Raw genomic sequence first — 23,875 nt, forward strand, 5'->3', positions numbered from 1 at the left:
GGAGAAGCAGAACTATGTCGCGTATTGGTAAGCAGCCGGTGGCCATTCCCGCCGGAGTTGATGTGACGATCGACGGTCAGAACCTGTCGGTCAAGGGCCCGAAGGGCACGCTGGAGCTGGCGATCGCCGAGCCGATCACCGTGTCGCGCAGCGACGACGGCGCCATCGTGGTGAGCAGGCCCGACGACGAGCGGCGCAGCCGTTCGCTGCACGGGCTGTCGCGCACGCTGGTGTCCAACCTGGTGACCGGTGTGACCCAGGGTTACACCACGAAGATGGAGATCTTCGGCGTCGGTTACCGCGTTCAGCTCAAGGGCAGCAACCTCGAGTTCGCGCTCGGGTACAGCCATCCCGTGGTCATCGAGGCCCCGGAGGGCATCACCTTCGCGGTGGAGACGCCCACCAAGTTCTCGATCTCGGGTATCGACAAGCAGAAGGTCGGCCAGATCTCGGCGAACATCCGTCGGCTGCGCCGCCCGGACCCGTACAAGGGCAAGGGCGTGCGGTACGAGGGTGAGCAGATCCGCCGCAAGGTCGGAAAGACAGGTAAGTAAGCCATGGCTCAAGCACAGAAGGCAGCCAACGATCGGACGCCGGTCGGCACGAGTGTCTCGGCCGCGCGCCGGGTTTCGCGCCTGCGTCGGCACAACCGGCTGCGTAAGAAGGTCGTCGGCACCGCCGAGCGGCCGCGTCTCGTGGTCAACCGCTCCTCGCGGCACATCCACGTGCAGCTCGTCAACGATGCCGAAGGTGTCACGGTCGCTGCGGCCTCGTCCATCGAGGCCGACGTCCGCGCTGTCGAGGGCGACAAGAAGGCCCACAGCGTGCGTGTCGGTCAGCTGATCGCCGAGCGCGCCAAGGCCGCAGGCGTCGAGGCCGTGGTGTTCGACCGCGGCGGCAACACCTACGGCGGTCGCATCGCGGCGCTGGCCGACGCGGCTCGCGAGAACGGACTGAAATTCTAATGACTGCTTATAACGGAAGGACCGCATGATGGCGGAGCAGACCGCAGCCGGCAGCGCGCCGGATACCGGCGCCCCCTCAGCCGGCACCCGTACCGACGTACAGCGCGGCGGACGTGACGACCGCGGCGGCCGTGGTCGTCGCGACGATCGTGGCGACCGCGGTGGACGTGGTGGCCGCGACGGCGGCGAGAAGAGCAACTACCTCGAGCGCGTCGTCACGATCAACCGGGTTTCCAAGGTGGTCAAGGGTGGTCGGCGCTTCAGCTTCACCGCCCTGGTCATCGTCGGCGACGGCAACGGTCTGGTCGGCGTCGGCTACGGCAAGGCCAAAGAGGTGCCCGCCGCGATCGCCAAGGGTGTCGAGGAAGCTCGCAAGAACTTCTTCCGCGTCCCGCTGATCGGTGGCACCGTCACCCATCCCGTGCAGGGCGAAGCGGCGGCCGGTGTCGTCATGCTGCGTCCGGCCAGCCCCGGTACCGGTGTCATCGCCGGTGGCGCGTGCCGTGCCGTGCTGGAATGCGCTGGCGTGCACGACGTTCTGGCCAAGTCGCTGGGCAGCGACAACGCGATCAACGTGGTCCATGCCACCGTTGCCGCGCTCAAGCTGCTGCAGCGTCCTGAAGAGGTGGCCGCTCGTCGCGGGCTGCCGATCGAAGACGTTGCGCCCGCAGGCATGCTGCGCGCACGTCGGGAGAGCGAAGCGCTGGCTGCCGCAGCAGCGCGTGGTGAAGGAAGCGCATAACCATGGCAGAGCTGAAGATCACCCAGGTGCGCGGCATCATCGGTGCCCGCTGGAAGCAGCGTGAAAGCCTGCGGACCCTGGGTCTGAGGAAGATTCGCCAGACGGTGGTTCGCGAGGACAACCCGCAGACGCGCGGCCTGATCAAGGCTGTGCACCACCTCGTTGAAGTAGAAGAAGTGGTTGAGGCTAAATCATGAGCGTCATCAAGCTGCACGACCTGAAGCCGGCCCCCGGCTCCAAGACCGCGAAGACTCGCGTCGGTCGCGGTGAGGGCTCCAAGGGTAAGACGGCCGGTCGTGGCACCAAGGGCACCAAGGCCCGCAAGAACGTGCCGGTGACCTTTGAGGGTGGGCAGATGCCGATCCACATGCGGCTGCCCAAGCTCAAGGGCTTCCGTAACCGGTTCCGCACCGAGTACGCCGTCGTCAACGTCGGCGACCTGAACAAGGCCTTCCCCGAGGGCGGCACCGTCGGTGTCGACGACCTGGTAGACAAGGGCCTCGTTCGCAAGAACGTGCTCGTCAAGGTCCTCGGCGACGGCAAGCTGACCGCCAAGGTCGACATCACCGCCCACAAGTTCAGTGGCAGCGCCCGTGAGGCCATCACCGCCGCAGGTGGTTCGGTCACCGAGCTGTAGAAGAACCAAGTACCACGAAGAAGCCCCGCCCAGGCGGGGCTTTTTTCGTTGTTCAGCTCAGCTGCGGAATGACTTCGGCGGCAAGGCGTTCCATCTGCTCGCGATCCTCCGCCAGGCTTGCGCCGACCGGGTGCAGCAGCAGCGTCTGCGCGCCGGCGTCGATCACCTCGCGTAGACCGCGCACGACATCCGATGGCGTGCCGGATACCGGGACCGCGTCAACGCCGGGCATCGATCCGTAGATCCGGCGCAGACCGGCTAGCACACGCTCGCGGGCCCGGGCCGCGTCGTCGTCGACGATCAGGTACACCCGCTTGCCGATCCGGAACGTGTTCGGATCCTTGTCCTGCTCGGCCAGTTCGGTGCGCAGGGTTCGCACGGCGGTCGCGAAGTTCGCGGTCGTTGAGGATCCCGCACCCATGAACGCGTCGCCATGGCGCACCGCGCGGGCGATCGCGCGAGGGGCGTTGGCGCCGAACCAGATCGGCGGGTGCGGCCGCTGCACGGGCTTCGGGGAGATCGGCAGGTCGTCGACGTCCCGGAACCGTCCGTGAAACGTCACCCGCGGCTCGTCGGACCACGCCGCCTTCATCAACTGCAGGCCTTCGGTGAAGCTGCTGATAAAGGTCTTCGGGTCGACGCCGAACGCCTCGAACTTTCGCCGGCCACCGCCGGGCGCCACGCCGAGTTCCAATCGGCCATGGCTGAGCCGGTCCACGGCGGTCACCGTCGAGGCCAGTTGCAGAGGGTCGTGCAGCGAGGTGATCAGCACGGCCACGCCAAGCCGCAGGGTGGTGGTGCACGCCGCCGCCCAGGCCAGCAGTTCCATCGGTGCGATCATCGGCGACGGTCCGATGATCTGCTCGATCGTCCAACCACCCTCGAAGCCGAGGTCCTCGGCGCGGATCAGATAGCTCCGCAGCCCCTCGCCGTCGAAGCCGTCGGCGTCGAACTGCGGTATCGAGATCGAGTACTTCACCACTCCACCGTACGAGCGAGGGGAGGGCGCCCGCGCCGGCGTGGGTAATCTCGACTGTATGTTCGCCTTCCTGCCCGCGATTCCGGGCGCCGACGACCTCCGCGACGCGCTGCGGCGCATCGACACCGCCCGGCACCACGGTGTGCCCGACGGCTGCATCTTGGAGCTCGACCTGCAATCTGTCCCGCCGGAGTCCAGCGGATTCGACCCGCTGACCTTCATCACCGGTGGCGGCCGGACGATGCTGCTGCGCGACGCGGTTGCCGCGATCCACCGCGCCGCAGAGGATCCGCGGGTGGCGGGACTCATTGCCCGAGTTCAGCTTTCGGCCGCCCCGGCCGGACCGGTGCAGGAACTGCGCGCCGCCATCGCCGCGTTCACCGAAACCAAGCCGTCGCTGGCGTGGGCCGAAACGTACCCCGGCACCCTGTCGTACTACCTGGCGTCGGCCTTCTCCGAGGTGTGGATGCAACCGACGGGCACCGTCGGTCTGATCGGTTTCGCCACCAACGCGCTGTTTTTGCGCGACGCCCTGGACAAGGCCGGTATCGAGGCGCAGTTCGTGACGCGCGGCCAATACAAGTCGGCAGCCAATCTGTTCACCCAGGACCACTACACCGACGCGCACCGCGAGGCCGACTCCCGGTTGATCGCCAGCCTGCACAGCCAGGTGTGGCAGGCCATCGCCGAGTCTCGGCACATCGACGTCGCCGCCGTCGACGAACTGGCCAACCAGGCGCCGCTGCTGCGTGATGCCGCGGTCGACGGACATCTGGTCGACCGGATCGGCTTCCGCGACGAGGCGTATAGCCGAATCGCGGAACTCACTGGCCGGGAAGGGGTTTCGCCGGAATCCGGTGACGCCGACTCTGACGACAACGCCCCGCCGCGGCTGTATCTGTCCCGGTACGCACACGCAGGCAAGGGCGGTCCCGCGGTACCGATGCCCTCGGTGCCAGGCCGCAAGAAGCGCCCGAGGATTGCGGTGGTCACCGTCGCCGGGGCGATCGTCAGCGGCCGCGGCGGCCCGCAGGGCCTGCCGATCGGCCGGTCCAGCGCCGGCGGTGACACCATCGGCGCGGCGCTGCGCGAGGTCGCGGCCGATGACGACGTGGACGCGGTGGTGGTGCGGGTCGACAGTCCCGGCGGCTCGGTGACGGGTTCGGAGACCATCTGGCGGGAAGTAAAGCGCCTGCGCGCCAAGGGCAAGCCGGTGGTGGCATCGATGGGCGCGGTCGCCGCATCGGGCGGCTACTACGTAGCGATGGCTGCCGACGCCATCGTCGCGAACCCGGGCACCATCACCGGGTCGATCGGTGTGCTGACCGGCAAGCTGGTGGCCCGGGGCCTGAAGGAGCGCCTCGGGGTCGGCTCGGACAGTGTGCGCACCAACGACAACGCCGACGCATGGTCGGTCAATGCGCCGTTCACCCCGGAACAGCAAGCTCTGGTGGAGGCCGAGGCCGATCTGTTCTACACCGACTTCGTGCAGCGGGTGGCCGAGGCCAGGCACATGTCCGTCGAGGCGGTCGAGGCGGTGGCGCAGGGTCGGGTGTGGACCGGTGCCGATGCCCTCGAGCACGGATTGGTCGACGAACTGGGCGGCCTGCGGACAGCGGTGCGACGGGCCAAGGTGCTCGCCGGGATCGACGCCGATAGCAAAGCGGAACTGGTCAGCTATCCCAGCTCGTCGCTGCGGGACTTCCTGCGTCCCAAGCCGTCATCGCAGCCGGCCGCGGCCTCACTACCGGAGGCCATCGCGGTGCTGATGGGCCAGTCCATCAGGGGCGTGGTCGATCAGAGCGAGCGTGCGCTGACCGGAACCAGTGCGCTGTGGCTGGGGTTCAACCCAGAGTGGCTCTGACGTAGACGATTTCGCCGAAGGGGTTGTTGTCGTCCAGCTCGGGCCGGGGCGGCAGCCCAAGCTGCCGGAACAGCTCCTCGTCGGCGACGCCGGTGACGTCCCAACCCTTCCCGGTCAGGTACTCCATCACATGGCTGCGGGGGCCTGCGTAGACCAGTGACCCCATGTCGATGTCCAGCCCCTGATCGCGAGCCTGGGCTGTCATCGCCGTCCCCTTCGACGGGTCGAAATCCATGATGCCTGGCACGAATTCGGTGGCCACGGCGCTGCCCGGCGCACTCAACTCGGTGATCGTGTCGAACAACCGGTCCTGAGCTTCGGGCGGCAGGTAGACCAGCAGTCCCTCGGCCAGCCATGCGGTCGGCAGGCTCGGGTCGAAGCCGGCGGCGCGCAGGGCGGCGGGCCAGTCCTCGCGCAGATCGATGCCGACGGTGTGGCGCTGCGCCGGGGGCTGCACGCCGAGATCGTCGAACACCCCGGTTTTGAACGCGATGACGTCGGGCTGATCGATCTCGAACACCACGGTGTCTGACGGCCACGGCAGCCGGTATGCGCGCGCGTCCAATCCGGACGCCAGGATCACCGCCTGCCGGATTCCGGTGCCGGTCGCCGACATGAAGTAGTCGTCGAAGAACTTGGCCCGCACACCCATTGCATCGATCATCGACTGCACGCGCTCGGGCGCCAGATCGCCGAATGCCGAGGTGTCGAGTTCGCCGTCGATCATCTTGATGAAGAAGTCGACGCCGACCGCGCGAACCAGGGGATCGGCGAACGGGTCGTTGACGAGCTGCCGCGGGTCTTTGGTTGCCAGCGCGCGACCGGCGGCCACGGCTGTCGCGGTGGCGCCGACGCTGGAGGTCAGGTCCCAGGTGTCGTCATCGGTGCGTGTCATCACTGCTCCTGTGATCGGGTGGCGGTCAGGTAACCGGTGCTGTCGCTGAACTGCACCAGCGTCTCGTCATCGGGTAAGTCAAAGCCGTTGGCGGCGTACGACTCCCGGGTGCTCATCGTGCTGATGCGCCACCCGCGTTCGGCCAGGTAGTCGCCGGCCGAGTTCCGCTCGCCGTCGTAGAACAGGGCAGGCAGATCGATGTCGGAGCCGATCTGGGCCGAGTACTTCTTGAACCGGTCGCGCCAGCTGTCCGGCAATGTCATTCCCGCGGCCATGAATTCGGTGGCGAAGCGGCTTCCCGGCGCCGACAGCGCGGTGACGTTGTCCAGCAACCGGTCCTGCGCCTCCGGGGGCAGATAGATCAACAAGCCTTCGGCGATCCACGCTGTTGGTTGGTCGGCGTCGAAACCGTGTTCCCGCAACGCCGTCGGCCAGTCGTCGCGCAGGTCGATGGCGACGGTGCGGCGATCGGCGGTAGGTGACACTCCCAGGTCGGCCATCACGCGGGTCTTGAACTCGATGACCTGCGGCTGGTCCAGCTCGAACACGACCGAGCCGGCCGGCCAGCTCATTCGGTAGGCGCGGGTGTCCAGGCCCGAGGCCAGGATGACGGCCTGGGTGACGCCGTCGCGGGCCGCGTTGGTGAACACGTCGTCGAAATACCGGGTGCGCACCGCGATCTGTTCGGTCATCCGGCGCCGGTTGAGCATCGGGTCGTCCTCGATGTTGGCCTCGCCGGTGGCCACCCGGATCAGGGACTCCACACCGACGGCCTTGACGAGTGCGTCGGCGTACGGGTCGTGGATGAGCGCGTCCGGTCCGCGGGAGGCCAGCGCGCGCGACGCCGCCACCGTTGTCGCGGTGGCGCCGACGCTTGATGCCAGGTCCCAGGTGTCGCCGTCGTAGCGGATGTTTGTCTTGCTCATGCTGTTACTTCCGGATTGCGGTGACGGACACGGAGTTCCGCAGTGATTCGGTCAGGGTGGTCTCGGGGAATGGCCGCCCGTACGCGGCGAACAGGTCTGCGCGCGCCTGGGAGCCGACCTGCCAGCCCTGCTGTTCGAGGTAGCCGATGACGGGGTTGCGTTCCCCGTCGTAGAACAGGTCGGACATGTTGATGTCCAGCCCTCGTTCGCGCCATTGGTCACTGATCGCCTTGGAACGGTCGGCCAGACCGCGACCGCCGTCGGGGTGGTATTCGGTGGCGATCCGGCTGCCCGGCGCGGACAACGCGGTGATGTTGTCGAACAACCGGTCCTGGGCCTCCGGCGGCAGATAGACCAGCAGGCCTTCGGCGCTCCACGCGGTCGGCAAGGTGGCGTCAAAACCGTTGGCCCGCAGCGCTGCCGGCCAATCGTCGCGCAGGTCGACGCTGACCGTGCGGAGGTCCGCCGTGGGGGAGGCGCCGAGCGCGGCCAGCGTCTCGGTCTTGAAGTCGATGACCTGGGGCTGGTCGATCTCGTAGACCACCGTGCCGGCCGGCCACGTCAACCGATACGACCGGGAGTCCAGGCCGGAGGCCAGGATGACCGCCTGACGCACTCCTGCGGCGGCCGCAGTCAGGAAGAAGTCGTCGAAGAAGCGGGTCCGCACCGCCATCACATCGGTCATCACCCGGGCGGTCTCGGCGCCGTCCATCGCTGCCATGTCGATGTCGCCGTCGACCATCTTCGTGAAGACGTCGATCCCGACGGCGCGAACCAGGGGAGCGGCGAACGGATCGTCGATGAGGGCGCTCTCTTCGCGGCTGGCCACCGCACGGGCGGCGGCCACCATGGTCGCGGTGGTGCCGACGCTGGTGGCCAGGTCCCAGGAGTCGGAGTCGCTGCGGCTCATCGGGCACCGCCGTAGATGGCGCTGAGGTAGTAGAGCTTGCCCATCGGTTCGTCGTCGTCGAGCGCGGCCCGCCCGCCGGCCGTGAGCAGCTCGTTGACCGAGGTGCTGCGCGTCCGCCAGCCGTGGTCGGCCAGGTAGGCGCTGGGCTCGTGACGCTCACCGAGATAGACGAGGGCTCCGAAGTCCAGGTCGACGCCCTGCTCGCGCCACTTGTCGGCGTGGGTCCGCATGCTTTCGCGGGTTTGTTCCTGTTCGTCCGGCGCGATGGGCGGCGCGGTGTCGATGGCCACCCGGCTGCCGGGAGCGGACAGGTCGGTGATGGAGTCCAGTAGGCGGTCCTGGGCGTCCGGCGGCAGGTAGCCCAGCAGGCCTTCGGCGCTCCACGCAGTGGGTGCCTGCGGGTCGAAGCCGGCCTCGCGCAGCGCGGCCGCCCAGTCGTTGCGCAGGTCCATCGCGACCGGCCTGCGGTCACACGTCGGTACGGCGCCCTGCTCGGCGAGCGTCTGGGTCTTGAATGCGATGACGTCGGGCTGATCGATCTCGTAGACGACCATGCCGGCCGGCCAGTCCAGGCGGTAGGCACGCGAGTCCAGACCGGAGGCGAGGATGACGACCTGGCGGACACCGGCCTCGGCGGCGCCGAGGAAGAACTCGTCGAAGAACTTCGTGCGCACCGCCATGTTGTCGGTCATCCGGGTCACGCCCACGGCTGTCTGGTCGTCGGGCGCGGGCAGATCGCCGCTGGCCATCTTGGTGAAGAAGTCGATGCCGACGGCGCGCACCAGAGGTTCGGCGAACGGGTCGTCGATCAAGGGTTCGTGCTCCCGACTCGCCGCGGCGCGGGCGGCGGCGACCAGAGTCGCGGTGGCACCCACGCTGGAGGCCAGGTCCCAGGTGTCGTTGTCGGTACGCGTCATCGTTTGACCCTCACTGCCGCGATTGATACTTAGCTGAGTTAACCACTATCGACTGTACGTTGTTCCCGCTGTGTGATTCCTGAGCGCGCCGCTGCCCGCCGTACCCATTCCCGGGTCGCTTCGCTCCTGCCCGCCGTACCCATTCCCGGGTCGCTTCGCTCCTGCCCGCCGTGGCACTGATCCGCGGATTCCCGCCCTGCCTGGGCCAACTGTTACTCTCGTAGACTGTTTGAGCGAGCGGTGCCGCAGGCGAAAATCCTGGCGGCGATCGGCGCAAGGCAGGATTACCCGAACGCTGGCCAGGCCAGCCCCAATGGCACGCTGTGACTCACGTCCGGCTGCCCAGGAGGAAGAGTGCTCTCGGCTTTCATCTCTTCGCTCAGGACGGCCGACCTGAGGCGAAAGATCCTGTTCACGTTGGGTGTCGTGATCCTGTACCGGGTCGGCGCCTCGCTGCCGTCCCCCGGGGTCAACTACAAGAACGTCCACCAATGCATCGAGCAGGTGAGCGGTGGTGCCGGCGGGCAGATCTACTCGCTGATCAACCTGTTCTCCGGCGGCGCGCTGCTGCAGCTGACGGTGTTCGCGGTGGGCGTCATGCCCTACATCACCGCCAGCATCATCGTGCAGCTGCTCACAGTGGTCATCCCGCGTTTCGAACAGCTGCGCAAGGAGGGTCAGGCCGGCCAGGCCAAGATGACCCAGTACACGCGCTACCTGGCGATCGCGCTGGCCATCCTGCAAGCCACCAGCATCGTGGCCCTGGCCGCCAACGGCGGACTGCTGCAGGGCTGCACCCTGGACATCCTGCAGAGTCAGAGCATCTTCTCGCTGGTCATCATCGTCCTGGTGATGACCGCGGGCGCCGCGCTGGTCATGTGGATGGGTGAACTGGTCACCGAGCGGGGCGTCGGCAACGGCATGTCGCTGCTGATCTTCGCCGGTATCGCCGCGCGCATCCCCGCCGAGGGCAAGAGCATCCTGGACAGCCGCGGCGGCCTGATCTTCGCCGCGGTCTGTGGGGCTGCTCTGCTGATCATCATCGGCGTCGTGTTCGTCGAGCAGGGCCAGCGCCGCATCCCGGTGCAGTACGCCAAGCGCATGGTGGGCAGGCGCATGTACGGCGGCACGTCGACCTATCTGCCGTTGAAGGTCAACCAGGCCGGCGTCATCCCCGTCATCTTCGCGTCGTCGCTCATCTACATCCCGCACCTGATCACTCAGCTGATCCAGAGCGGGCGCACCACCCCGAGTAACGGCTGGTGGGATCGCTTCGTCGCCAACTACCTGACGAATCCGGCGGATCCCGTTTATATCGGCATCTATTTCGGCCTGATCATCTTCTTCACCTACTTCTATGTCTCGATCACGTTCAACCCTGACGAGCGTGCCGACGAGATGAAGAAGTTCGGCGGCTTCATCCCCGGGATCCGACCGGGCAAGCCGACCGCCGACTACCTGCGGTACGTGTTGAACCGGATCACCCTGCCCGGCTCGATCTACCTCGGTGTCATCGCCGTCCTGCCGAACGTGTTCCTGCAGATGGGCAATAGCGGCGGCGTCCAGAACCTGCCGTTCGGCGGTACCGCGGTTCTGATCATGATCGGTGTCGGTTTGGATACGGTCAAACAGATCGAGAGCCAGCTCATGCAGCGCAACTACGAAGGGTTCCTGAAGTGAGAATCGTTCTGCTGGGACCGCCGGGCGCGGGCAAGGGAACCCAGGCTGCTGACCTGGCCAAGAAGTTCGGCATTCCGCACGTCTCCACCGGTGACCTGTTCCGTGACAACATCACGCGCGGCACCGAGCTGGGCGTTGAGGCCAAGAAGTACCTCGACGCCGGCGACCTGGTCCCGGCCACGCTGACCAACGCGCTGGTCGACTCCCGTCTCGATGACGCGGACGTGAGCGACGGATTCATCCTCGACGGCTTCCCCCGCTCGGTCGAGCAGGCCGAGGCGCTCAAGCAGATGCTGAGCCGCCGCAACCTCAAACTCGACGCGGTGCTGGAGTTCCGGGTGCCGGAGGAGGAACTGGTCACGCGACTCATGGGCCGTGGCCGTGCCGACGACAACGAGGACACCATCCGCAACCGGTTCAAGGTGTACCGCGACGAGACCGCGCCGCTGCTGGACTACTACTCCGAAGAACTCAAGACCGTTGACGCCGTCGGCAGCCTCGATGAGGTGTTCGCCCGGGCGCTGCACGCACTCGGTCGCTGAGTTTCGATGGTTTCACTGCCCGGGCTGCGCAATCGCAAAACCGTTCCCGCCCGCACGCCGGGTGAGCTGGATGCGATGGCCGCCGCCGGCGCCGTGGTGGCGGCAGCGTTGCGCGCCGTCCAGGCGGCCGCCGCTCCCGGGGTCTCGACCAAGGACCTTGACGACGTCGCCGAGTCGGTGATTCGGCAGGCCTACGGCACGCCGTCTTTCCTCGGCTACCACGGCTACCCAGCCAGCATCTGCTCCTCGGTCAATGACCGTGTGGTGCATGGCATTCCGATGCCGGACGAGAAGCTGGCCGACGGCGACCTGGTGTCGATCGACTGCGGTGCGATCATCGACGGCTGGCACGGCGACGCCGCCGTCACGTTCGGGATCGGCACGTTGATCGCGATGGACGAGGCGCTGTCGGCGGCGACGAAGCAGTCGATGGAAGCCGGTATCGCGGCGATGATCCCCGGTAACCGGCTCACCGACGTGTCGCATGCCATCGAGACCGGCACCCGCGCCGCCGAACAGACCTACGGACGCCGGTTCGGCATCGTCGCCGGCTACGGCGGGCACGGCATCGGCCGCGCCATGCACATGGACCCGTTCCTGCCCAACGAGGGCGAACCCGGCCGCGGCCCTATGCTGGTGGCCGGATCGGTGCTGGCCATCGAACCGATGCTGACCCTGGGCACCACCAAGACCCGGATCCTGGCCGACGAGTGGACCGTCGTCACCGCCGACGGGTCCCGCGCCGCGCACTGGGAACACACCGTCGCCGTCACCGACGACGGCCCGCGCATCCTGACCGTCTGATCTCCCCCGAGACCGCCACCATGGCTGTTGATGGGCCCGGATCACGACCCTGAGGTCGATTTCGCGGCTGGCCGGTAGTGCTTTCGCGCACACTGTGAACCAAATGCCCACCGGTTACGTGTATCAGCCGGGAGGTTGACCATGGACGACCCGGAGGCGGCGCTGGTTCGGGTGCTCTACGAGGAGCACGCCGCCGCGCTGTGGCGCTATGCGCTGCGGCTGACCGGCGATCCGGCGCGCGCGGAGGATGTGGTCCAGGAGACCCTGTTGCGGGCCTGGCAACATCCCGAGGTCGCCGGTGACGCCGAGCGTTCTGCTCGGGCGTGGCTGTTCACGGTGGCCCGCAACATGATCATCGACGAACGGCGCAGCGCCCGGTTCCGCCGGGAAACCGACTCGCTGAACACCGAGGGGGCGCCGGAGCCCGCAGGGCCCGACGAGGTCAACAGCGCGCTGGACCGGCTGCTGATCGGGGATGCGCTGGCTCAGCTGTCGCCTGATCACCGCGCCGTGGTCCGGCGTTCCTACTATCTTGGCTGGACCACCGCGCAGATCGCGGCCGACCTTCAGATCGCCGAGGGGACGGTGAAGTCGAGGCTGCACTACGCGGTGCGCGCGCTTCGGCTGACGTTGCAGGAGATGGGGGTGACCCGGTGAAGGATCCATACGATCCCTACGAGACGTGGGACGCCGCCTACGTGCTGGGGTCGCTGTCGAGCACCGAACGACGCGAATACGAAGCGCACCTCAGCGGATGCGTGCCCTGCCGTTCGTCGGTCGGCGAGCTCAGCGGCATGCCTGCGCTGCTGGCCATGCTCACCCCCGACGAGGTGACCGCCATCGACACCGGCGGGATGGAACCGCCGCCGTTGCGCCCGCAACTGCTCGACGGCCTGCTGTTCGAGGTGCGCAGGCGTCGCCGCCGGGGACGGTGGATCACCTGGTCGGTGGCCACCGCGGCCGCCGCGGTGCTCGCCGTCGGGGTGTTCGTCGCGATCAAGCCCGCACCGTTCGGCGCGCACACCCCCGCCCCGCAGGTGTCGGCTGCGACGGTCAGCATGACACCGGTGATGCCGTCGTCGTTCGACGCGACGATCCAGGTCACACCGATGGGGTGGGGCACCCATATCGAGATGACCTGCACCTACCACCAGGAGATCGGCGCCGACGCGACAGAGGACGCGGACAAGCTGGCGATGTATGCCGTCGGTCGCGACGGTAGCCGGGTTCAGCTGGCGACGTGGATGGCGCGCGAAGGGGAGTCGGCCTCGCCGACCGGCAGCACGTCAATGCCGATGGAGAAGATCGCCGCAGTACAGGTCGTCAAGGCCGAGACCGGTGACGTGCTGCTGCAGCGCAGCTTGTCCTCCTGACGGATCTGTTGACCAGTCAAAAGCATTCTCTACAAGCACTTTTCGACTAACCAATGCCGCCGTTCCGGGCGAGCGTGGATTCTCGGCCGCGGTGGCAGCCCGACGGTAGTGCCCTACGGGGGTGGGTCGATGCGGTATGAATGTGCGGATGGCCGAATCAATCCCACCCGCCAAGCCGGACCCGATCGCCGCCGCGCGACGCAACTGGGAGCGCGCCGGGTGGGGTGATGTCGCCGAGGGCATGGTGGCCGTCACCTCGGTGATGCGGGCCCACCAGATCCTGCTGGCCCGGGTCGAGAACGCGCTGCGGCCCTACGATCTGAGTTTTTCTCGCTTCGAACTGTTGCGGCTGTTGGCGTTCAGCCGCACCGGGGCGTTACCGATCACCAAGGCCTCGGACCGCTTGCAGGTGCACGTCACCAGCGTCACGCACGCAATTCGCCGGCTCGAGGCCGATGGATTGGTAAGGCGGGTGCCGCATCCCACCGACGGGCGCACCACGCTGGTCGAGATCACCGACCTGGGGCGTTCGACGGTGGAGGACGCCACCGCGACGCTCAACGAGATGGTGTTCGCCGATATCGGGATGGCGGCGCCGGAAGCCCGGGCGCTGGTGGCGTCGATCGAGACGCTGCGCCACCACGCAGGCGATTTCTAACCGCGAGCAGACGTGAACGTCCCCCAATGATCGGCGTGTCGGGGACCTTTCCGTCTGCTCGCGAGGGAAACCGGCCTCAGCGCAGGGTTTCGATCACCGCGCTGAAATCCAGGTCGGCGTGCTCTTGCGCGAATTTGGCGTAGATCTCGGCAGCGTGGGTGCCCAGTGGCGCGGTGGCGCCGGTCGACGACACCGCATCCATCGCCAGCCCGAGGTCCTTGTTCATCAGCGCTGTGGCGAAGCCCGGCTGGAAGTTGTTGTTGGCCGGCGAGGTCGAAACAGGTCCGGGCACAGGGCAGTTGGTGTGGACCGCCCAGCAGTTCCCGGTGGCGCCGGTGATCACGTCGAACAGGGACTGTGCCGAGAGGCCCAGCTTTTCGGCCAGCACGAAGGCCTCACCTACGGCGATCTGCTGCACGGCCAGCACCATGTTGTTGCACAGCTTGGCGGCCTGCCCCGCGCCCGATGAACCGCAATGAATCACCTTGCTGGCCATGGGATCCAGCACCGGCCGTGCCCTGTCCAACGCGTCGGCGTCGCCGCCGACCATGAATGCGAGCGTGCCTGCGGTGGCGCCCTTGATGCCGCCGGAGACTGGGGCGTCGAGCTGAGCCATCCCGGCCGCGGAGGCCTGCGCGTTGACCTCGCGGGCGTCGTCGACGGAGATTGTCGAGGTGTCGATGAACAGCGTGCCCGCCTTGGCGGCCGGAAGCGCTTCGGCGTAGCAGGCTTTCACGATCGCGCCGTTGGGCAGTGAGGTGATGACGACGTCCGCCTCGGACACTGCTGCGGCGCCGGCGTCGAAGACCGTCGCGCCTTTCTCCTCAGCCGCCGCACGTAATGCGGGCACCGGATCGAAGCCCCGCACCGTGTAGCCGGCGTTGACCAGGTTGGCCGCCATCGGCCCGCCCATGTGGCCCAACCCCAGGAACGCAACCGTCGTCATGTGTGGCTCCTTTGCCTCACGCCGATGCGCGTGCCCGGGCAGCTTCTGCTCGCCCGATGACCACGCGCATGATTTCGTTGGTGCCCTCCAGGATTCGGTGCACGCGAAGATCGCGGACGATCTTCTCGATCCCGTACTCCCGTAGGTAGCCGTAGCCGCCGTGTAGCTGCAACGCCTGGTCGGCCACCTCGAAGCACGCGTCGGTGACATAGCGCTTGGCCATCGCACACAATGCGACCTTGTCCGCCTCGTCGTTGTCCAGGGCAACGGCCGCGCGCCACAACATCAGCCGCGACGTCTCCAGCGCGGTGGCCATGTCGGCCAGCGTGAATCGGATGGTCGGCTCGTCGAGCAGCGCACCGCCGAAGGCCTGCCGGTCGGCGAGATAGCTTGCGGCCTTCTCGTAGGCGGTTTGGGCGCCGCCGAGTGAACAGGCCGCGATGTTCAGGCGGCCACCGTTGAGGCCGTTCATCGCGATGCCGAAGCCGGTACCCTCACCCTCGGGTCCGCCGAGCATCGCCGACGCCGGCACCCGCACACCGTCGAGGATCACCTGAGCGGTGGGCTGCACGTTCCAGCCCATCTTCTCCTCCTGGGCGCCGAAACTCAATCCAGGCGTGTTCTTTTCGATGATGAACGCCGAGATGCCGCGCGGCCCGTCGGCGCCGGTGCGGGCCATCACGATGTACACGTCGGACGTGCCTGCGCCGGAGATGAACTGCTTGACCCCGTCGAGCACAAAGGCATCGCCGTCACGAACAGCTTTGGTGCGCAACGCCGAGGCATCCGATCCCGCACCCGGCTCGGTCAGGCAGTAGCTGGCGATGGCCTCCATCGACGCGAGCCGGGGGATCCATGACCTGCGCTGATCGTCGGTGCCGTAGGTGTCGACCATCCACGCGCACATGTTGTGGATCGACAGGAACGCCGCCAGCGCGGGGTCGGCGGTGGAGAGCTGCTCGAAGATCCGCACCGCGTCCAGCCGCCGCAGGCCACTGCCGCCGACGTCCTCGGCGCAGTAGATCGCGGCCATCCCCAGTTCGGCGGCGTCTCGCAACACCTCCACCGGGAACTCCTTGGAGTGATCCCAGTCCAGGGCATGCGGCGCAAGACGTTTGATCGCGAACGCGGCCGCCGTTTCGGCAATCACGCGATCGTCATCGTCGAGCGTCAGGAAGCTCATTGCCCCTCTAGTTCATCGTGGGGATGACGAACTCGGCCCCGTCCTTGATGCCCGACGGCCACCGCTCGGTGACAGTCTTGGTCTTGGTGTAGAAGAGGATCGAGTGCGGCCCGTGCTGGTTGAGGTCGCCGAACCCGGAACGCTTCCAGCCACCAAAGGTGTGGTAGGACACCGGAACCGGGATCGGCACGTTGACGCCGACCATGCCGACCTGGACGCGGGAGACGAAGTCGCGGGCAGCATCACCGTCGCGGGTGAAGATGGCCACGCCGTTGCCGTATTCGTGCTCGGTCGGCAACCGCAGCGCCTCTTCGTAGTCATGCGCGCGGACGATGCACAAAACCGGACCGAAGATCTCGTCGGTGTAGATCGACATGTCGGTGGTGACGTGGTCGAAGAGGGTGGGGCCGATGAAGAAGCCGCCTTCGAGGCTGGCGTCGTCGAACGTCAGCTCGTCGCTGGCCTTGTCGCGGCCGTCGACCACGATCTCGGCTCCGGCGGCCACGCCCGCGTCGATGTAGTCCCGAACCCGCTGCAGCGCGGCGGAGGTGACCAGTGGGCCGTAATCGGCCTTGGGGTCCAGGCTGTGCCCGACGCGCAGCTCGTTGATGCGCTCGACGAGCCTGCCGCGCAAGCGGTTTGCGGTTTCCTCGCCGACGGGTACCGCGACGCTGATGGCCATGCAGCGCTCGCCTGCGCTTCCGTAACCGGCACCGATCAGTGCGTCGACGGCCTGGTCCAGGTCGGCGTCGGGCATGACGATCATGTGGTTCTTGGCGCCGCCGAAGCACTGCGACCGTTTACCGTTGGCCGCCGCGGTGGAGTAGATGTACTGCGCGATGTCGGAGCTGCCGACGAAGCCGACGGCCTTGATGTCGGGGTGCGCCAGGATCGCGTCGACGGCTTCCTTGTCGCCCTGTACCACCTGGAACACACCGGCGGGCAGGCCGGCTTCGAGGAACAGCTCGGCAAGGCGCACCGGGACCGAGGGGTCGCGCTCGGAGGGCTTGAGGATGAACGCGTTACCGCATGCCAGGGCCGGCCCCGCCTTCCACAGCGGGATCATCGCGGGGAAGTTGAACGGCGTGATGCCGGCGACCACACCCAGCGGCTGGCGGATCGAGTACACGTCGATGCCGCCGCCGGCGCCTTCGGTGAACTCACCCTTGAGCAGGTGCGGGATGCCGATCGCGAACTCGATGACCTCGATACCGCGCTGGATGTCGCCCTTGGAATCGGGGACGGTCTTGCCGTGCTCGATCGACAGCAGCTCGGCCAGTTCATCGGTGTTGGCGTTGACCAGCTCGATGAACTTCATCAGGACGCGGGCGCGGCGCTGCGGATTCCAGGCGGCCCATTCCTTCTGGGCTTCGACCGCGGAGGCGACCGCGGTGTCGACGTCGGCGGCCGACGCCAGCAGGACCTGGGCCTGCACCTCACCGGTGCTGGGGTTGAAAACGTCCGCGGTGCGCGTGCTGCTGAGGTTGCTGCGCTTGCCGTCGATGAAGTGCTGAATGGTTGTGCTCATGACTGCCCCTTGGCTGACCTGGCCGCTGAATACTAGGACATCCTAGTAACGCTGTGACCGGCTCCGCAAGGGGCCGGCGATGCGCCGAGTGTGCGTACAGATCGCTGTGTGCCGCCCCAACTCGATCTGCGCGCACACTCGATGGGGGTCAGATGTAGTTGGATGCCACCGAGGGGGAGGCTCTGCGAAGGACCATGTAGTTCCTCTGAAACGCGATATCACCGGCGATATCGCGTTCCGGAGAAGTGCACTGACCCCTCACCCTTTGATGGCGTTCAGATCGCGATTCGTCGCCGAAACCGGACCTGGCTTCGGTCTCAGCGCCACTGGTAGCGGGTGCTGGGCCGGCCGGTCTTGCCGTATTCGGTCAGGCGGGTGACGGTGCCGTCATCGGCCAGCCGTTCCAGGTAGCGCCAGGCCGTCACCCGGGAGACGCCGACCAGTTTGGCGGCCTCGTCGGCGGTCAGCCCGTCGGCGCGATCACGGACCGCGCGGGCGATCTCGTCGGTGGTCCCCGGTGCGGCGCCCTTGGGGGCTACCGACTTGTCGGTGGTGCGGAGCTCGGCCAGCGCCCGGTCCACCTCGGCCTGGCTGGCCGCCTCGGTGCCCGCAGGCAGTGCCTCGCGGTAGCGGCGGTAGCGCTCGAGGCGGTCACGGAACGCCGCGAACGTGAACGGTTTGAGCAGATAGGCCAGCGCACCGTGGGCGACGGCGGCGCGCACCATCTCCAGATCGCGTTCGGAGGTGATCGCGATGATGTCGGGGGCGGGCCGTAAACCGGACAGGGCTGAGGCCAGCGCGATCCCGCTGGCGTCGGGCAGGCCGAGATCGAGCAACACCAGGTCGACGGGGGACTCGGCTTCGGCGGCGATGCGCATCGCGTCGCGCGCGGTGTTGGCTATGCCGGTGACGGTAAACCCTTGTAGCCGAGCCAGATACGCGTTGTGCGCTTCGGCGATCAGCGGTTCGTCCTCGACGATCAGCACGTTGATCATCGGATGGTCACCGTCACCACCGACCCATAGGTCACGTCGGCGCTCAGGCTGCCACCGTGCCGGTTGACGATCTGTGCGACCAGAGCGAGCCCGAGGCCCTGGTGTCCGGCGTCGCTGCCGGACTTGGTCGAGTAGCCGCGCTGCCTGGCGCGTGCGAAGGTGTCGGGGTCCATGCCGGGGCCGCTGTCGGCGACCTGGATCTGCAGCTGCTCGTCGGTCTGGTTGACGGTCACCTCGACCCACGGGTCGTCGCGGTCGCAGGCGTCCATCGCGTTGTCGATCAGGTTGCCCAGCACGGTGACCATCTCCTGCGGGCTCAGCAGCGCCTCGGCGGGAAGATGAGTCTCCTCGGTGATGGTCAGTTCGATGCCGCGCTCGTCGGCCTCGGCGGTTTTGCCGAGCAGGAGCGCCACCAGCGCGGGCTCGCCGACGGCGTCGGAGACCCGGTCGACGAGTTGTTGAGACAGTGCGAGTTCCTGGGTGGCGAACTTGACCGCCTCGTCGGGGCGGCCCATCTCGACCAGTGTGACGACGGTGTGCAGCTTGTTGGCCGACTCGTGGGCCTGCGCGCGCAGCGAGTCGGTGAAGCCCTGCAGAGAACTCAATTCGCCCAGCGCGCCCTGCAATTCGGTGCGGTCGCGGATGGTGACCACTTCGGAGTCCGACGTGCTGACCGCAGAGCGGTTGACGACCAGCACTCGGTCATCGGTGAGCCGGACCTCGTCGCGTACACCGGGGTCGTTGCCGCGCAGGAACTCTGGCAGGTCGGCGCGCGTGATGGGTCCGGCGGGCAGGGCCAGGAGGCGTCGGGCTTCGTCGTTGGCCAGCGCGACCCCGTTGCGGTCCAACACGATCAGCCCTTCAGAGACCGAGTGCAGGATCGCGTCGTGGTGGTCGTACATCAGCCGCAGCTCGTCGGGCGCCAGGCCGTGGGTCTGGTGCAGGACGCGCCGGCGGATCGCCCAGATGCCGACGAAGGACAGGGCCAGCGCTCCGGTCGCGACACCGACGATCATCAGCCATTGCGAGCGCCAGCGCGCGGAGAGGCTTTCGAGCGTGATGCCGGCGGCGACCAGGCCGATGACCTGCCCGCTGCCGTTACGCACCGGCGCGATGGTGCGCACCGACGGACCGAGAGTGCCGGTGTAGACCTCGGTGTAGGTCTCGCCGCGCAGCGCCGGCTCAATGGTCCCGATGTACTTCTGCCCGATCTGGTCGGGGTTTGTGTGGGTGAACCGGGTGCGGTCGGGCGCCATGATCGTGATGAAGGCGATGCCGGTGCTCTTGCGGACAGCCTCGGTCACCGGCTGCAGAACCTGTGCGGCGTTGCCGCTTTCGATCGCTTCCGCCGTGGACGGTGCGTCAGCGAGGGCGACGGCGATCGCCGTCACCTGTTGGCGCGCGGCTTCGTCGCCGTGGCGTTTCGCATCGAAGAGGGCCAACGCGCTGCCGGCCACCACCACCAGCAGGATCACCGCGGCTTGCAACGCGAAGGCCTGGCCTGCCAGCGAGCGGGGCAGTACGGCCACTGCTCACCTCCGCGATGAACGTAATGAACTAAAGCGTGACCTGCGTCACGTGAGGGTAAACCATCCTTTCAGACAGATTGCCGTGACATCGGAAGGAAACCGCTCATGACCACGGTTGTGGATCGTCCAGGCGGCGATGACAAACCCCCGGCGCCCAAGCGCCGGGATCGCACCCACTGGCTGTACATCGCTGTCATCCTCGCGGTGGTCGGCGGCGTCGCCGTCGGTCTGATGGCCCCCGGTATCGGCAAGGACGTCGGCGTTCTGGGAACCATGTTCGTCGCCCTGATCAAGATGATGATCGTCCCGGTCATCTTCTGCACGATCGTGCTGGGTATCGGATCGGTACGCAAAGCCGCCACCGTCGGCAAGGTCGGCGGGTTGGCGTTCGGCTACTTCATGGTGATGTCGACGATCGCGCTGGGCATCGGCCTGTTGGTGGGCAACCTGCTGCATCCCGGCAGCAGCCTCAAGCTCTCGGAGTCGACCGCAGGCAAGGGAGCGCAACTGGCCGAACAGGCGCACGAGTCCGGCGGTTTGGTGGAGTTCATCCAGCACATCATTCCGACGTCGCTGTTCTCGTCGCTGACCGACGGCAATGTGCTGCAAGGGCTTTTCGTGGCGCTGCTGGTCGGGTTCGCGATCCAGGCGATGGGCACCAAGGGCGAGCCGATCCTGCGGGGGGTCGAGCATTTGCAGCGGCTGGTGTTCAAGGTCCTGTCAATGGTGTTGTGGCTGGCCCCGATTGGTGCGTTCGGTGCAATGGCCAATGTGGTGGGCCAGACCGGATGGAGCGCGGTGACCAACCTGCTGGTGCTGATGTTGGGCTTCTACCTGACGTGTCTGGTGTTCGTGTTCGGCGTGCTCGGTGCGCTGCTGCGGATGGTGGCCGGGGTGTCGATCTTCAAGCTGGTCCGCTACCTGGCGCGGGAGTACCTGCTGATCTTCGCGACGTCGTCCTCTGAGTCGGCGCTGCCACGGCTGATCGCGAAGATGGAGCACCTGGGTGTGCAGCAGAGCACCGTGGGTGTGGTTGTGCCGACCGGATATTCGTTCAACTTGGATGGCACCGCGATCTACCTGACGATGGCATCGCTGTTCATCGCCGATGCGCTCGGTGATCCGCTGTCGGTGGGGGAGCAGATCGGCTTGTTGGTCTTCATGATCGTGGCGTCCAAGGGCGCGGCCGGGGTGAGCGGGGCCGGGTTGGCGACGCTGGCCGGCGGCCTGCAGGCGCACCGCCCGGAGCTGCTCGACGGGGTCGGCCTGATCGTCGGGATCGACCGGTTCATGTCCGAGGCGCGTGCGGTGACCAACTTCTCCGGCAACGCGGTGGCCACCCTGTTGGTGGGCTCGTGGACCAAGACGGTCGACACGGCCAAGGTCGACGGCGTGCTGTCCGGCCGCGACCCGTTCGACGAGGTGACCATGCTCGACAACGATCATCGGCCGGCGCAAAAGGAGGCAGTCGCCGCCTGATCCCCAAGCTCACGACACCCCGGGAGCCCTTCCCCCGGGGTGTCGTGCCGTTTGGGAGACGGACATGGTCGTGAAACGGAAAAAGCCCGGCTGTCGGGGGGGCCGCCGGGCCTTTCCGCGAGAAGAGCCAGGCCCTGTCGCTCCTTCACCGTAACGCAGCTCGCTGTGAATCACGGGTCTGAACTGGGTGAAAGCTGTGAATTACCAATGACTTCAGTCGGCACACGCTGTGATGCGTGGCGTTCGCGACGGTGACCTGGGGTGCGACGCGGTGTCTCGGCGGCCCCGTGGTCGCCGGAGCCCGAGGTCACACGCGCTAACGTCAATGCTGCGCCGACCACCCGGTGCGGCCCCCATAGCCCAATTGGCAGAGGCAGCGGACTTAAAATCCGCCAAGTCTGGGTTCGAGTCCCAGTGGGGGCACCGAGTATCTGCAGGTAGACGGCGTTTCAGCGGTTCTGGTACCCGCGCAAACTCTTGGCAGAGACCGCCGCGTCCACGCCGGGTCCACATCGGGCGCAATGGTGAGGACTGTGCCGTGCCAATCAGCAGCCCAGCACGACACGCAGGCGAAAGTACATCTTCAGTCGAACAAGTGTTTGATATGTTGATCGGTGGCCGTCCGGGTAGGAAGCGACGAGATGACAGACGAAGCTGACGACTTCAAGCACCCCAGGTGCTACGCGAACACGCGTGGCGGGTGCTCTGCGAAGATTTCCGGCGAACACTACGTCTCACTAGGCCTGCTCAGGTTGTACGAAGACGACAATCCAGATTTCACGGTCCAACACAAAGCCGGTAAGGGCATCGGTAACCCGGTACCGCCAAAAGTCTTCGTAGCGAACATTTTGTGTAAGAAGCATAACGAGTCCCTTAGTCCTGCAGATGCCGCCGCAGTCGCATTTGCGAAATTTCTTCGGCGAAACGCACTTCAGTACGACGCTGGCGCTGGAGAGTGGGGAGATGCAGAGGAAGTCACCATCTCTGGTGACGACATGCAACGTTGGCTCCTAAAGCTGCTCCTAAATCACGTTGTCACTGGGCACCTACACGAGCAACGAGAGCACAAACTCACGTTCCCGCCGGAAGCAATCGATCTGCTGCTCAATCGCGCGGCTTGGCCGTCGGAGTGGGGCCTGACGGTCCCTGGAAGTACGGACAACCATGATGTCCGCTATTGCCCATTTCAGACCAAAGAAGTTGTTGACAGTCACTGGTGGGGATGTTCGCCATTCATCGATAAGGACAACACATGGGTCGGTGGCGGCGTCATCGATCTTGCTCACGTAAGTTTTGGTTTGACGCTATTCAATCCCGGCCGACAAGACCCACGGTTCAACAATCCACTTAACCCTCTGCGCGGATCACTCCAGCGGCCAAAGTACATCGGTTGGGAGCTTGAAGGCGTCGAAAAGCGCATCAACTTTGCGTGGGATTATCCGTTGCACAGCATAGGGATTACGTACACGTTGACCCCTCAAAACAAGGCTGACCGATTGGCCGGGCAACAGCCGGTCGGTCGGCAGACATTGCTGGAGTAGGCCGGGGTGGACGCCGACTCTTGGGTTGCTGTAGCAGCGATCGCTCAAGTGGCAACTGTCGTCGTTGCGGGTTGGGCATTGATCTATGCGCATGGTCAGGTTCAAGCTGCCCGTGACACAGCCGAGAGAGTGGCTCAACCGGACGTTGTTGTCTTCATCGAGCGCGACCCCCACAACTGGCACTACATGGACCTGGTGGTCAAAAACTTCGGACAGACAACCGCTTACAACCTACGAATCACGTTGCCGCCTTTGGCAGTAGTGCCGTGGAAAAGGGCTGACACGGGGGAAGAGGTCACGAGCCTGTACGTACCCCAGACTATCGCCGTCCTGGCCCCACAACAGGAATGGCGAACGTCCTGGGACTCAGGCATCGAACGCGAAGAATACAAGGGCGAGCTTCAGAGCCACTTTGTTGGTCACGTCGAGTTTGACGACAAGATGAATCCTGATAGACCCAGCTATCGCAATCCCATCTCGTTAGACGCCGACATGCTTCGCGACAGCATGCACGTGACAACTGAGAAGAGCCGCACAGTCGAAAAGGCTCTCTACGAAATATCCGGGACCCTCAAGGGGTACAAAAGCCAACACGGTGGTATGTGGGTTTACACCGTGCCCGGTGACGACGAGCGGCAGTACTACGCAGCCGTTGCCGAGCGGCGGAGAGCCAATCGAGAGCACATCGGCCGCATGCTCAGGGGAGAGTCGGAAGAGCCACGATCAACTGAGGGCAACTCGGCTGGAACGGAAGAAGAAAGCGGCTCTTCCGAGGAGTGAGT

The 23,875-nt window shown here is 66.3% G+C and carries 25 protein-coding genes and 1 tRNA gene; 16 read left to right on the plus strand and 10 right to left on the minus strand.

What is annotated here, in order from left to right; translation table 11 throughout:
• Window positions 1-14: 14 nt before the first annotated feature.
• The 5 genes from rplF to rplO are packed head-to-tail and all read left to right on the plus strand — an operon-like array spanning window position 15 to window position 2,344.
• A complete protein-coding gene (rplF, locus tag BST42_RS17635) occupies window positions 15-554 on the plus strand; it encodes a 50S ribosomal protein L6 (protein ID WP_083120606.1) in 540 nt (179 codons plus the stop codon).
• A 3-nt stretch (window positions 555-557) separates the two neighbouring features.
• Entirely contained in the window at window positions 558-965 is a 408-nt protein-coding gene (rplR, locus tag BST42_RS17640; RefSeq protein WP_036343534.1) for a 50S ribosomal protein L18, read from the plus strand.
• Between the two features lie 28 nt (window positions 966-993).
• Window positions 994-1,707: a 30S ribosomal protein S5 gene (gene rpsE, locus BST42_RS17645; protein ID WP_172507332.1), complete on the plus strand. Its 714-nt coding sequence runs from the start codon at window positions 994-996 to the stop codon at window positions 1,705-1,707.
• Window positions 1,708-1,709: 2 nt separating this feature from the next.
• Entirely contained in the window at window positions 1,710-1,904 is a 195-nt protein-coding gene (gene rpmD, locus BST42_RS17650) for a 50S ribosomal protein L30 (RefSeq protein ID WP_083120607.1), read from the plus strand.
• Complete coding sequence (rplO, locus tag BST42_RS17655) at window positions 1,901-2,344, plus strand: 50S ribosomal protein L15 (RefSeq protein WP_083120608.1); 444 nt, start codon at window positions 1,901-1,903, stop codon at window positions 2,342-2,344. Before rpmD ends, rplO begins: the two co-directional genes overlap by 4 nt.
• A 52-nt stretch (window positions 2,345-2,396) precedes the next feature.
• Here rplO and BST42_RS17660 read toward each other — a convergent pair whose 3' ends face one another.
• Entirely contained in the window at window positions 2,397-3,323 is a 927-nt protein-coding gene (locus BST42_RS17660; RefSeq protein ID WP_083120749.1) for an LLM class flavin-dependent oxidoreductase, read from the minus strand.
• Between the two features lie 58 nt (window positions 3,324-3,381).
• Between BST42_RS17660 and sppA the strand changes: the two genes are divergently transcribed.
• The gene (gene sppA / locus BST42_RS17665) at window positions 3,382-5,187 is read left to right on the plus strand and encodes a signal peptide peptidase SppA (RefSeq protein WP_083120609.1); all 1,806 of its coding nucleotides are present in this window, start codon (window positions 3,382-3,384) and stop codon (window positions 5,185-5,187) included.
• Here the strand turns inward: sppA and BST42_RS17670 are convergent.
• Genes BST42_RS17670 through BST42_RS17685 form a run of 4 tightly spaced genes read right to left on the minus strand, consistent with a single transcriptional unit; the run spans window position 5,168 to window position 8,835 of the window.
• A complete protein-coding gene (locus BST42_RS17670; protein ID WP_083120610.1) occupies window positions 5,168-6,082 on the minus strand; it encodes a class I SAM-dependent methyltransferase in 915 nt (304 codons plus the stop codon). The two genes, sppA and BST42_RS17670, sit on opposite strands and share 20 nt — an antisense overlap.
• Window positions 6,082-7,008 (minus strand): class I SAM-dependent methyltransferase, encoded by a 927-nt coding sequence (locus BST42_RS17675; RefSeq protein ID WP_083120611.1) that lies wholly within the window; start codon window positions 7,006-7,008, stop codon window positions 6,082-6,084. The genes BST42_RS17670 and BST42_RS17675 overlap by 1 nt, the downstream gene beginning before the upstream one ends.
• A 4-nt stretch (window positions 7,009-7,012) precedes the next feature.
• Entirely contained in the window at window positions 7,013-7,918 is a 906-nt protein-coding gene (locus tag BST42_RS17680; RefSeq protein WP_083120612.1) for a class I SAM-dependent methyltransferase, read from the minus strand.
• Window positions 7,915-8,835, minus strand: coding sequence for a class I SAM-dependent methyltransferase (locus tag BST42_RS17685; RefSeq protein WP_083120613.1), 921 nt, complete (start codon window positions 8,833-8,835; stop codon window positions 7,915-7,917). The genes BST42_RS17680 and BST42_RS17685 overlap by 4 nt, the downstream gene beginning before the upstream one ends.
• Before the next feature lie 354 nt (window positions 8,836-9,189).
• Between BST42_RS17685 and secY the strand changes: the two genes are divergently transcribed.
• From secY to BST42_RS17715, 6 genes are all read left to right on the plus strand, one after another.
• Window positions 9,190-10,515, plus strand: coding sequence for a preprotein translocase subunit SecY (secY, locus tag BST42_RS17690; protein ID WP_083120614.1), 1,326 nt, complete (start codon window positions 9,190-9,192; stop codon window positions 10,513-10,515).
• Window positions 10,512-11,057, plus strand: a complete 546-nt coding sequence (locus tag BST42_RS17695) for an adenylate kinase (protein WP_083120615.1) — start codon at window positions 10,512-10,514, stop codon at window positions 11,055-11,057. Before secY ends, BST42_RS17695 begins: the two co-directional genes overlap by 4 nt.
• A 6-nt stretch (window positions 11,058-11,063) precedes the next feature.
• Window positions 11,064-11,861 (plus strand): type I methionyl aminopeptidase, encoded by a 798-nt coding sequence (gene map, locus BST42_RS17700; protein ID WP_083120616.1) that lies wholly within the window; start codon window positions 11,064-11,066, stop codon window positions 11,859-11,861.
• A 141-nt stretch (window positions 11,862-12,002) separates the two neighbouring features.
• On the plus strand, window positions 12,003-12,518 hold the full coding sequence (locus BST42_RS17705; RefSeq protein ID WP_083120617.1) for a sigma-70 family RNA polymerase sigma factor: 516 nt from the start codon (window positions 12,003-12,005) through the stop codon (window positions 12,516-12,518).
• Complete coding sequence (locus BST42_RS17710; protein ID WP_083120618.1) at window positions 12,515-13,234, plus strand: anti-sigma factor family protein; 720 nt, start codon at window positions 12,515-12,517, stop codon at window positions 13,232-13,234. Before BST42_RS17705 ends, BST42_RS17710 begins: the two co-directional genes overlap by 4 nt.
• A 148-nt stretch (window positions 13,235-13,382) precedes the next feature.
• A complete protein-coding gene (locus tag BST42_RS17715) occupies window positions 13,383-13,892 on the plus strand; it encodes a MarR family transcriptional regulator (RefSeq protein ID WP_083120750.1) in 510 nt (169 codons plus the stop codon).
• A gap of 76 nt (window positions 13,893-13,968) precedes the next feature.
• On the opposite strand, the gene mmsB is transcribed toward BST42_RS17715, so the two are convergent.
• The 5 genes from mmsB to BST42_RS17740 form a co-directional block, all read right to left on the minus strand.
• Window positions 13,969-14,838 carry a 3-hydroxyisobutyrate dehydrogenase gene (gene mmsB, locus BST42_RS17720; protein WP_083120619.1) on the minus strand — a complete coding sequence of 290 codons (870 nt, stop codon included), beginning with the start codon at window positions 14,836-14,838 and terminating at the stop codon, window positions 13,969-13,971.
• A 16-nt stretch (window positions 14,839-14,854) separates the two neighbouring features.
• Window positions 14,855-16,021 (minus strand): acyl-CoA dehydrogenase family protein, encoded by a 1,167-nt coding sequence (locus tag BST42_RS17725; RefSeq protein ID WP_083120620.1) that lies wholly within the window; start codon window positions 16,019-16,021, stop codon window positions 14,855-14,857.
• A gap of 7 nt (window positions 16,022-16,028) precedes the next feature.
• Window positions 16,029-17,549, minus strand: coding sequence for a CoA-acylating methylmalonate-semialdehyde dehydrogenase (locus tag BST42_RS17730; RefSeq protein ID WP_083120621.1), 1,521 nt, complete (start codon window positions 17,547-17,549; stop codon window positions 16,029-16,031).
• 317 nt (window positions 17,550-17,866) lie between these two features.
• Entirely contained in the window at window positions 17,867-18,544 is a 678-nt protein-coding gene (locus BST42_RS17735) for a response regulator (protein ID WP_083120622.1), read from the minus strand.
• Entirely contained in the window at window positions 18,541-20,073 is a 1,533-nt protein-coding gene (locus BST42_RS17740) for a sensor histidine kinase (RefSeq protein WP_083120623.1), read from the minus strand. The genes BST42_RS17735 and BST42_RS17740 overlap by 4 nt, the downstream gene beginning before the upstream one ends.
• A gap of 105 nt (window positions 20,074-20,178) precedes the next feature.
• Here BST42_RS17740 and BST42_RS17745 point away from each other — a divergent pair, with 105 nt between their 5' ends.
• From BST42_RS17745 to BST42_RS17755, 4 genes are all read left to right on the plus strand, one after another.
• Entirely contained in the window at window positions 20,179-21,552 is a 1,374-nt protein-coding gene (locus BST42_RS17745; RefSeq protein ID WP_083120624.1) for a cation:dicarboxylate symporter family transporter, read from the plus strand.
• Between the two features lie 349 nt (window positions 21,553-21,901).
• A tRNA-Leu gene (locus BST42_RS17750) sits at window positions 21,902-21,975 on the plus strand.
• 218 nt (window positions 21,976-22,193) lie between these two features.
• On the plus strand, window positions 22,194-23,093 hold the full coding sequence (locus BST42_RS29385) for a hypothetical protein (RefSeq protein WP_133057475.1): 900 nt from the start codon (window positions 22,194-22,196) through the stop codon (window positions 23,091-23,093).
• Between the two features lie 6 nt (window positions 23,094-23,099).
• Window positions 23,100-23,873: a DUF8453 domain-containing protein gene (locus BST42_RS17755; protein ID WP_083120625.1), complete on the plus strand. Its 774-nt coding sequence runs from the start codon at window positions 23,100-23,102 to the stop codon at window positions 23,871-23,873.
• Window positions 23,874-23,875: the final 2 nt, after the last annotated feature.

The sequence above is a fragment of the Mycolicibacterium rhodesiae genome (assembly GCF_002086695.1).
GTDB lineage: Bacteria > Actinomycetota > Actinomycetes > Mycobacteriales > Mycobacteriaceae > Mycobacterium > Mycobacterium rhodesiae.

Excerpts from the sequence above, each read along its gene's own strand:
- map (WP_083120616.1), top strand. The coding sequence starts at position 11,064 with ATGGTTTCACTGCCCGGGCTGCGCAATCGCAAAACCGTTCCCGCCCGC.
- BST42_RS17705 (WP_083120617.1), top strand. The coding sequence starts at position 12,003 with ATGGACGACCCGGAGGCGGCGCTGGTTCGGGTGCTCTACGAGGAGCAC.
- BST42_RS17680 (WP_083120612.1), bottom strand. The coding sequence starts at position 7,918 with ATGAGCCGCAGCGACTCCGACTCCTGGGACCTGGCCACCAGCGTCGGC.
- rplO (WP_083120608.1), top strand. The coding sequence starts at position 1,901 with ATGAGCGTCATCAAGCTGCACGACCTGAAGCCGGCCCCCGGCTCCAAG.
- BST42_RS17675 (WP_083120611.1), bottom strand. The coding sequence starts at position 7,008 with ATGAGCAAGACAAACATCCGCTACGACGGCGACACCTGGGACCTGGCA.
- BST42_RS29385 (WP_133057475.1), top strand. The coding sequence starts at position 22,194 with ATGACAGACGAAGCTGACGACTTCAAGCACCCCAGGTGCTACGCGAAC.
- BST42_RS17715 (WP_083120750.1), top strand. The coding sequence starts at position 13,383 with ATGGCCGAATCAATCCCACCCGCCAAGCCGGACCCGATCGCCGCCGCG.
- BST42_RS17725 (WP_083120620.1), bottom strand. The coding sequence starts at position 16,021 with ATGAGCTTCCTGACGCTCGACGATGACGATCGCGTGATTGCCGAAACG.
- BST42_RS17730 (WP_083120621.1), bottom strand. The coding sequence starts at position 17,549 with ATGAGCACAACCATTCAGCACTTCATCGACGGCAAGCGCAGCAACCTC.
- sppA (WP_083120609.1), top strand. The coding sequence starts at position 3,382 with ATGTTCGCCTTCCTGCCCGCGATTCCGGGCGCCGACGACCTCCGCGAC.
- rpmD (WP_083120607.1), top strand. The coding sequence starts at position 1,710 with ATGGCAGAGCTGAAGATCACCCAGGTGCGCGGCATCATCGGTGCCCGC.
- BST42_RS17735 (WP_083120622.1), bottom strand. The coding sequence starts at position 18,544 with ATGATCAACGTGCTGATCGTCGAGGACGAACCGCTGATCGCCGAAGCG.
- rplF (WP_083120606.1), top strand. The coding sequence starts at position 15 with ATGTCGCGTATTGGTAAGCAGCCGGTGGCCATTCCCGCCGGAGTTGAT.
- BST42_RS17670 (WP_083120610.1), bottom strand. The coding sequence starts at position 6,082 with ATGACACGCACCGATGACGACACCTGGGACCTGACCTCCAGCGTCGGC.
- BST42_RS17745 (WP_083120624.1), top strand. The coding sequence starts at position 20,179 with ATGACCACGGTTGTGGATCGTCCAGGCGGCGATGACAAACCCCCGGCG.
- BST42_RS17685 (WP_083120613.1), bottom strand. The coding sequence starts at position 8,835 with ATGACGCGTACCGACAACGACACCTGGGACCTGGCCTCCAGCGTGGGT.
- mmsB (WP_083120619.1), bottom strand. The coding sequence starts at position 14,838 with ATGACGACGGTTGCGTTCCTGGGGTTGGGCCACATGGGCGGGCCGATG.
- rplR (WP_036343534.1), top strand. The coding sequence starts at position 558 with ATGGCTCAAGCACAGAAGGCAGCCAACGATCGGACGCCGGTCGGCACG.
- rpsE (WP_172507332.1), top strand. The coding sequence starts at position 994 with ATGGCGGAGCAGACCGCAGCCGGCAGCGCGCCGGATACCGGCGCCCCC.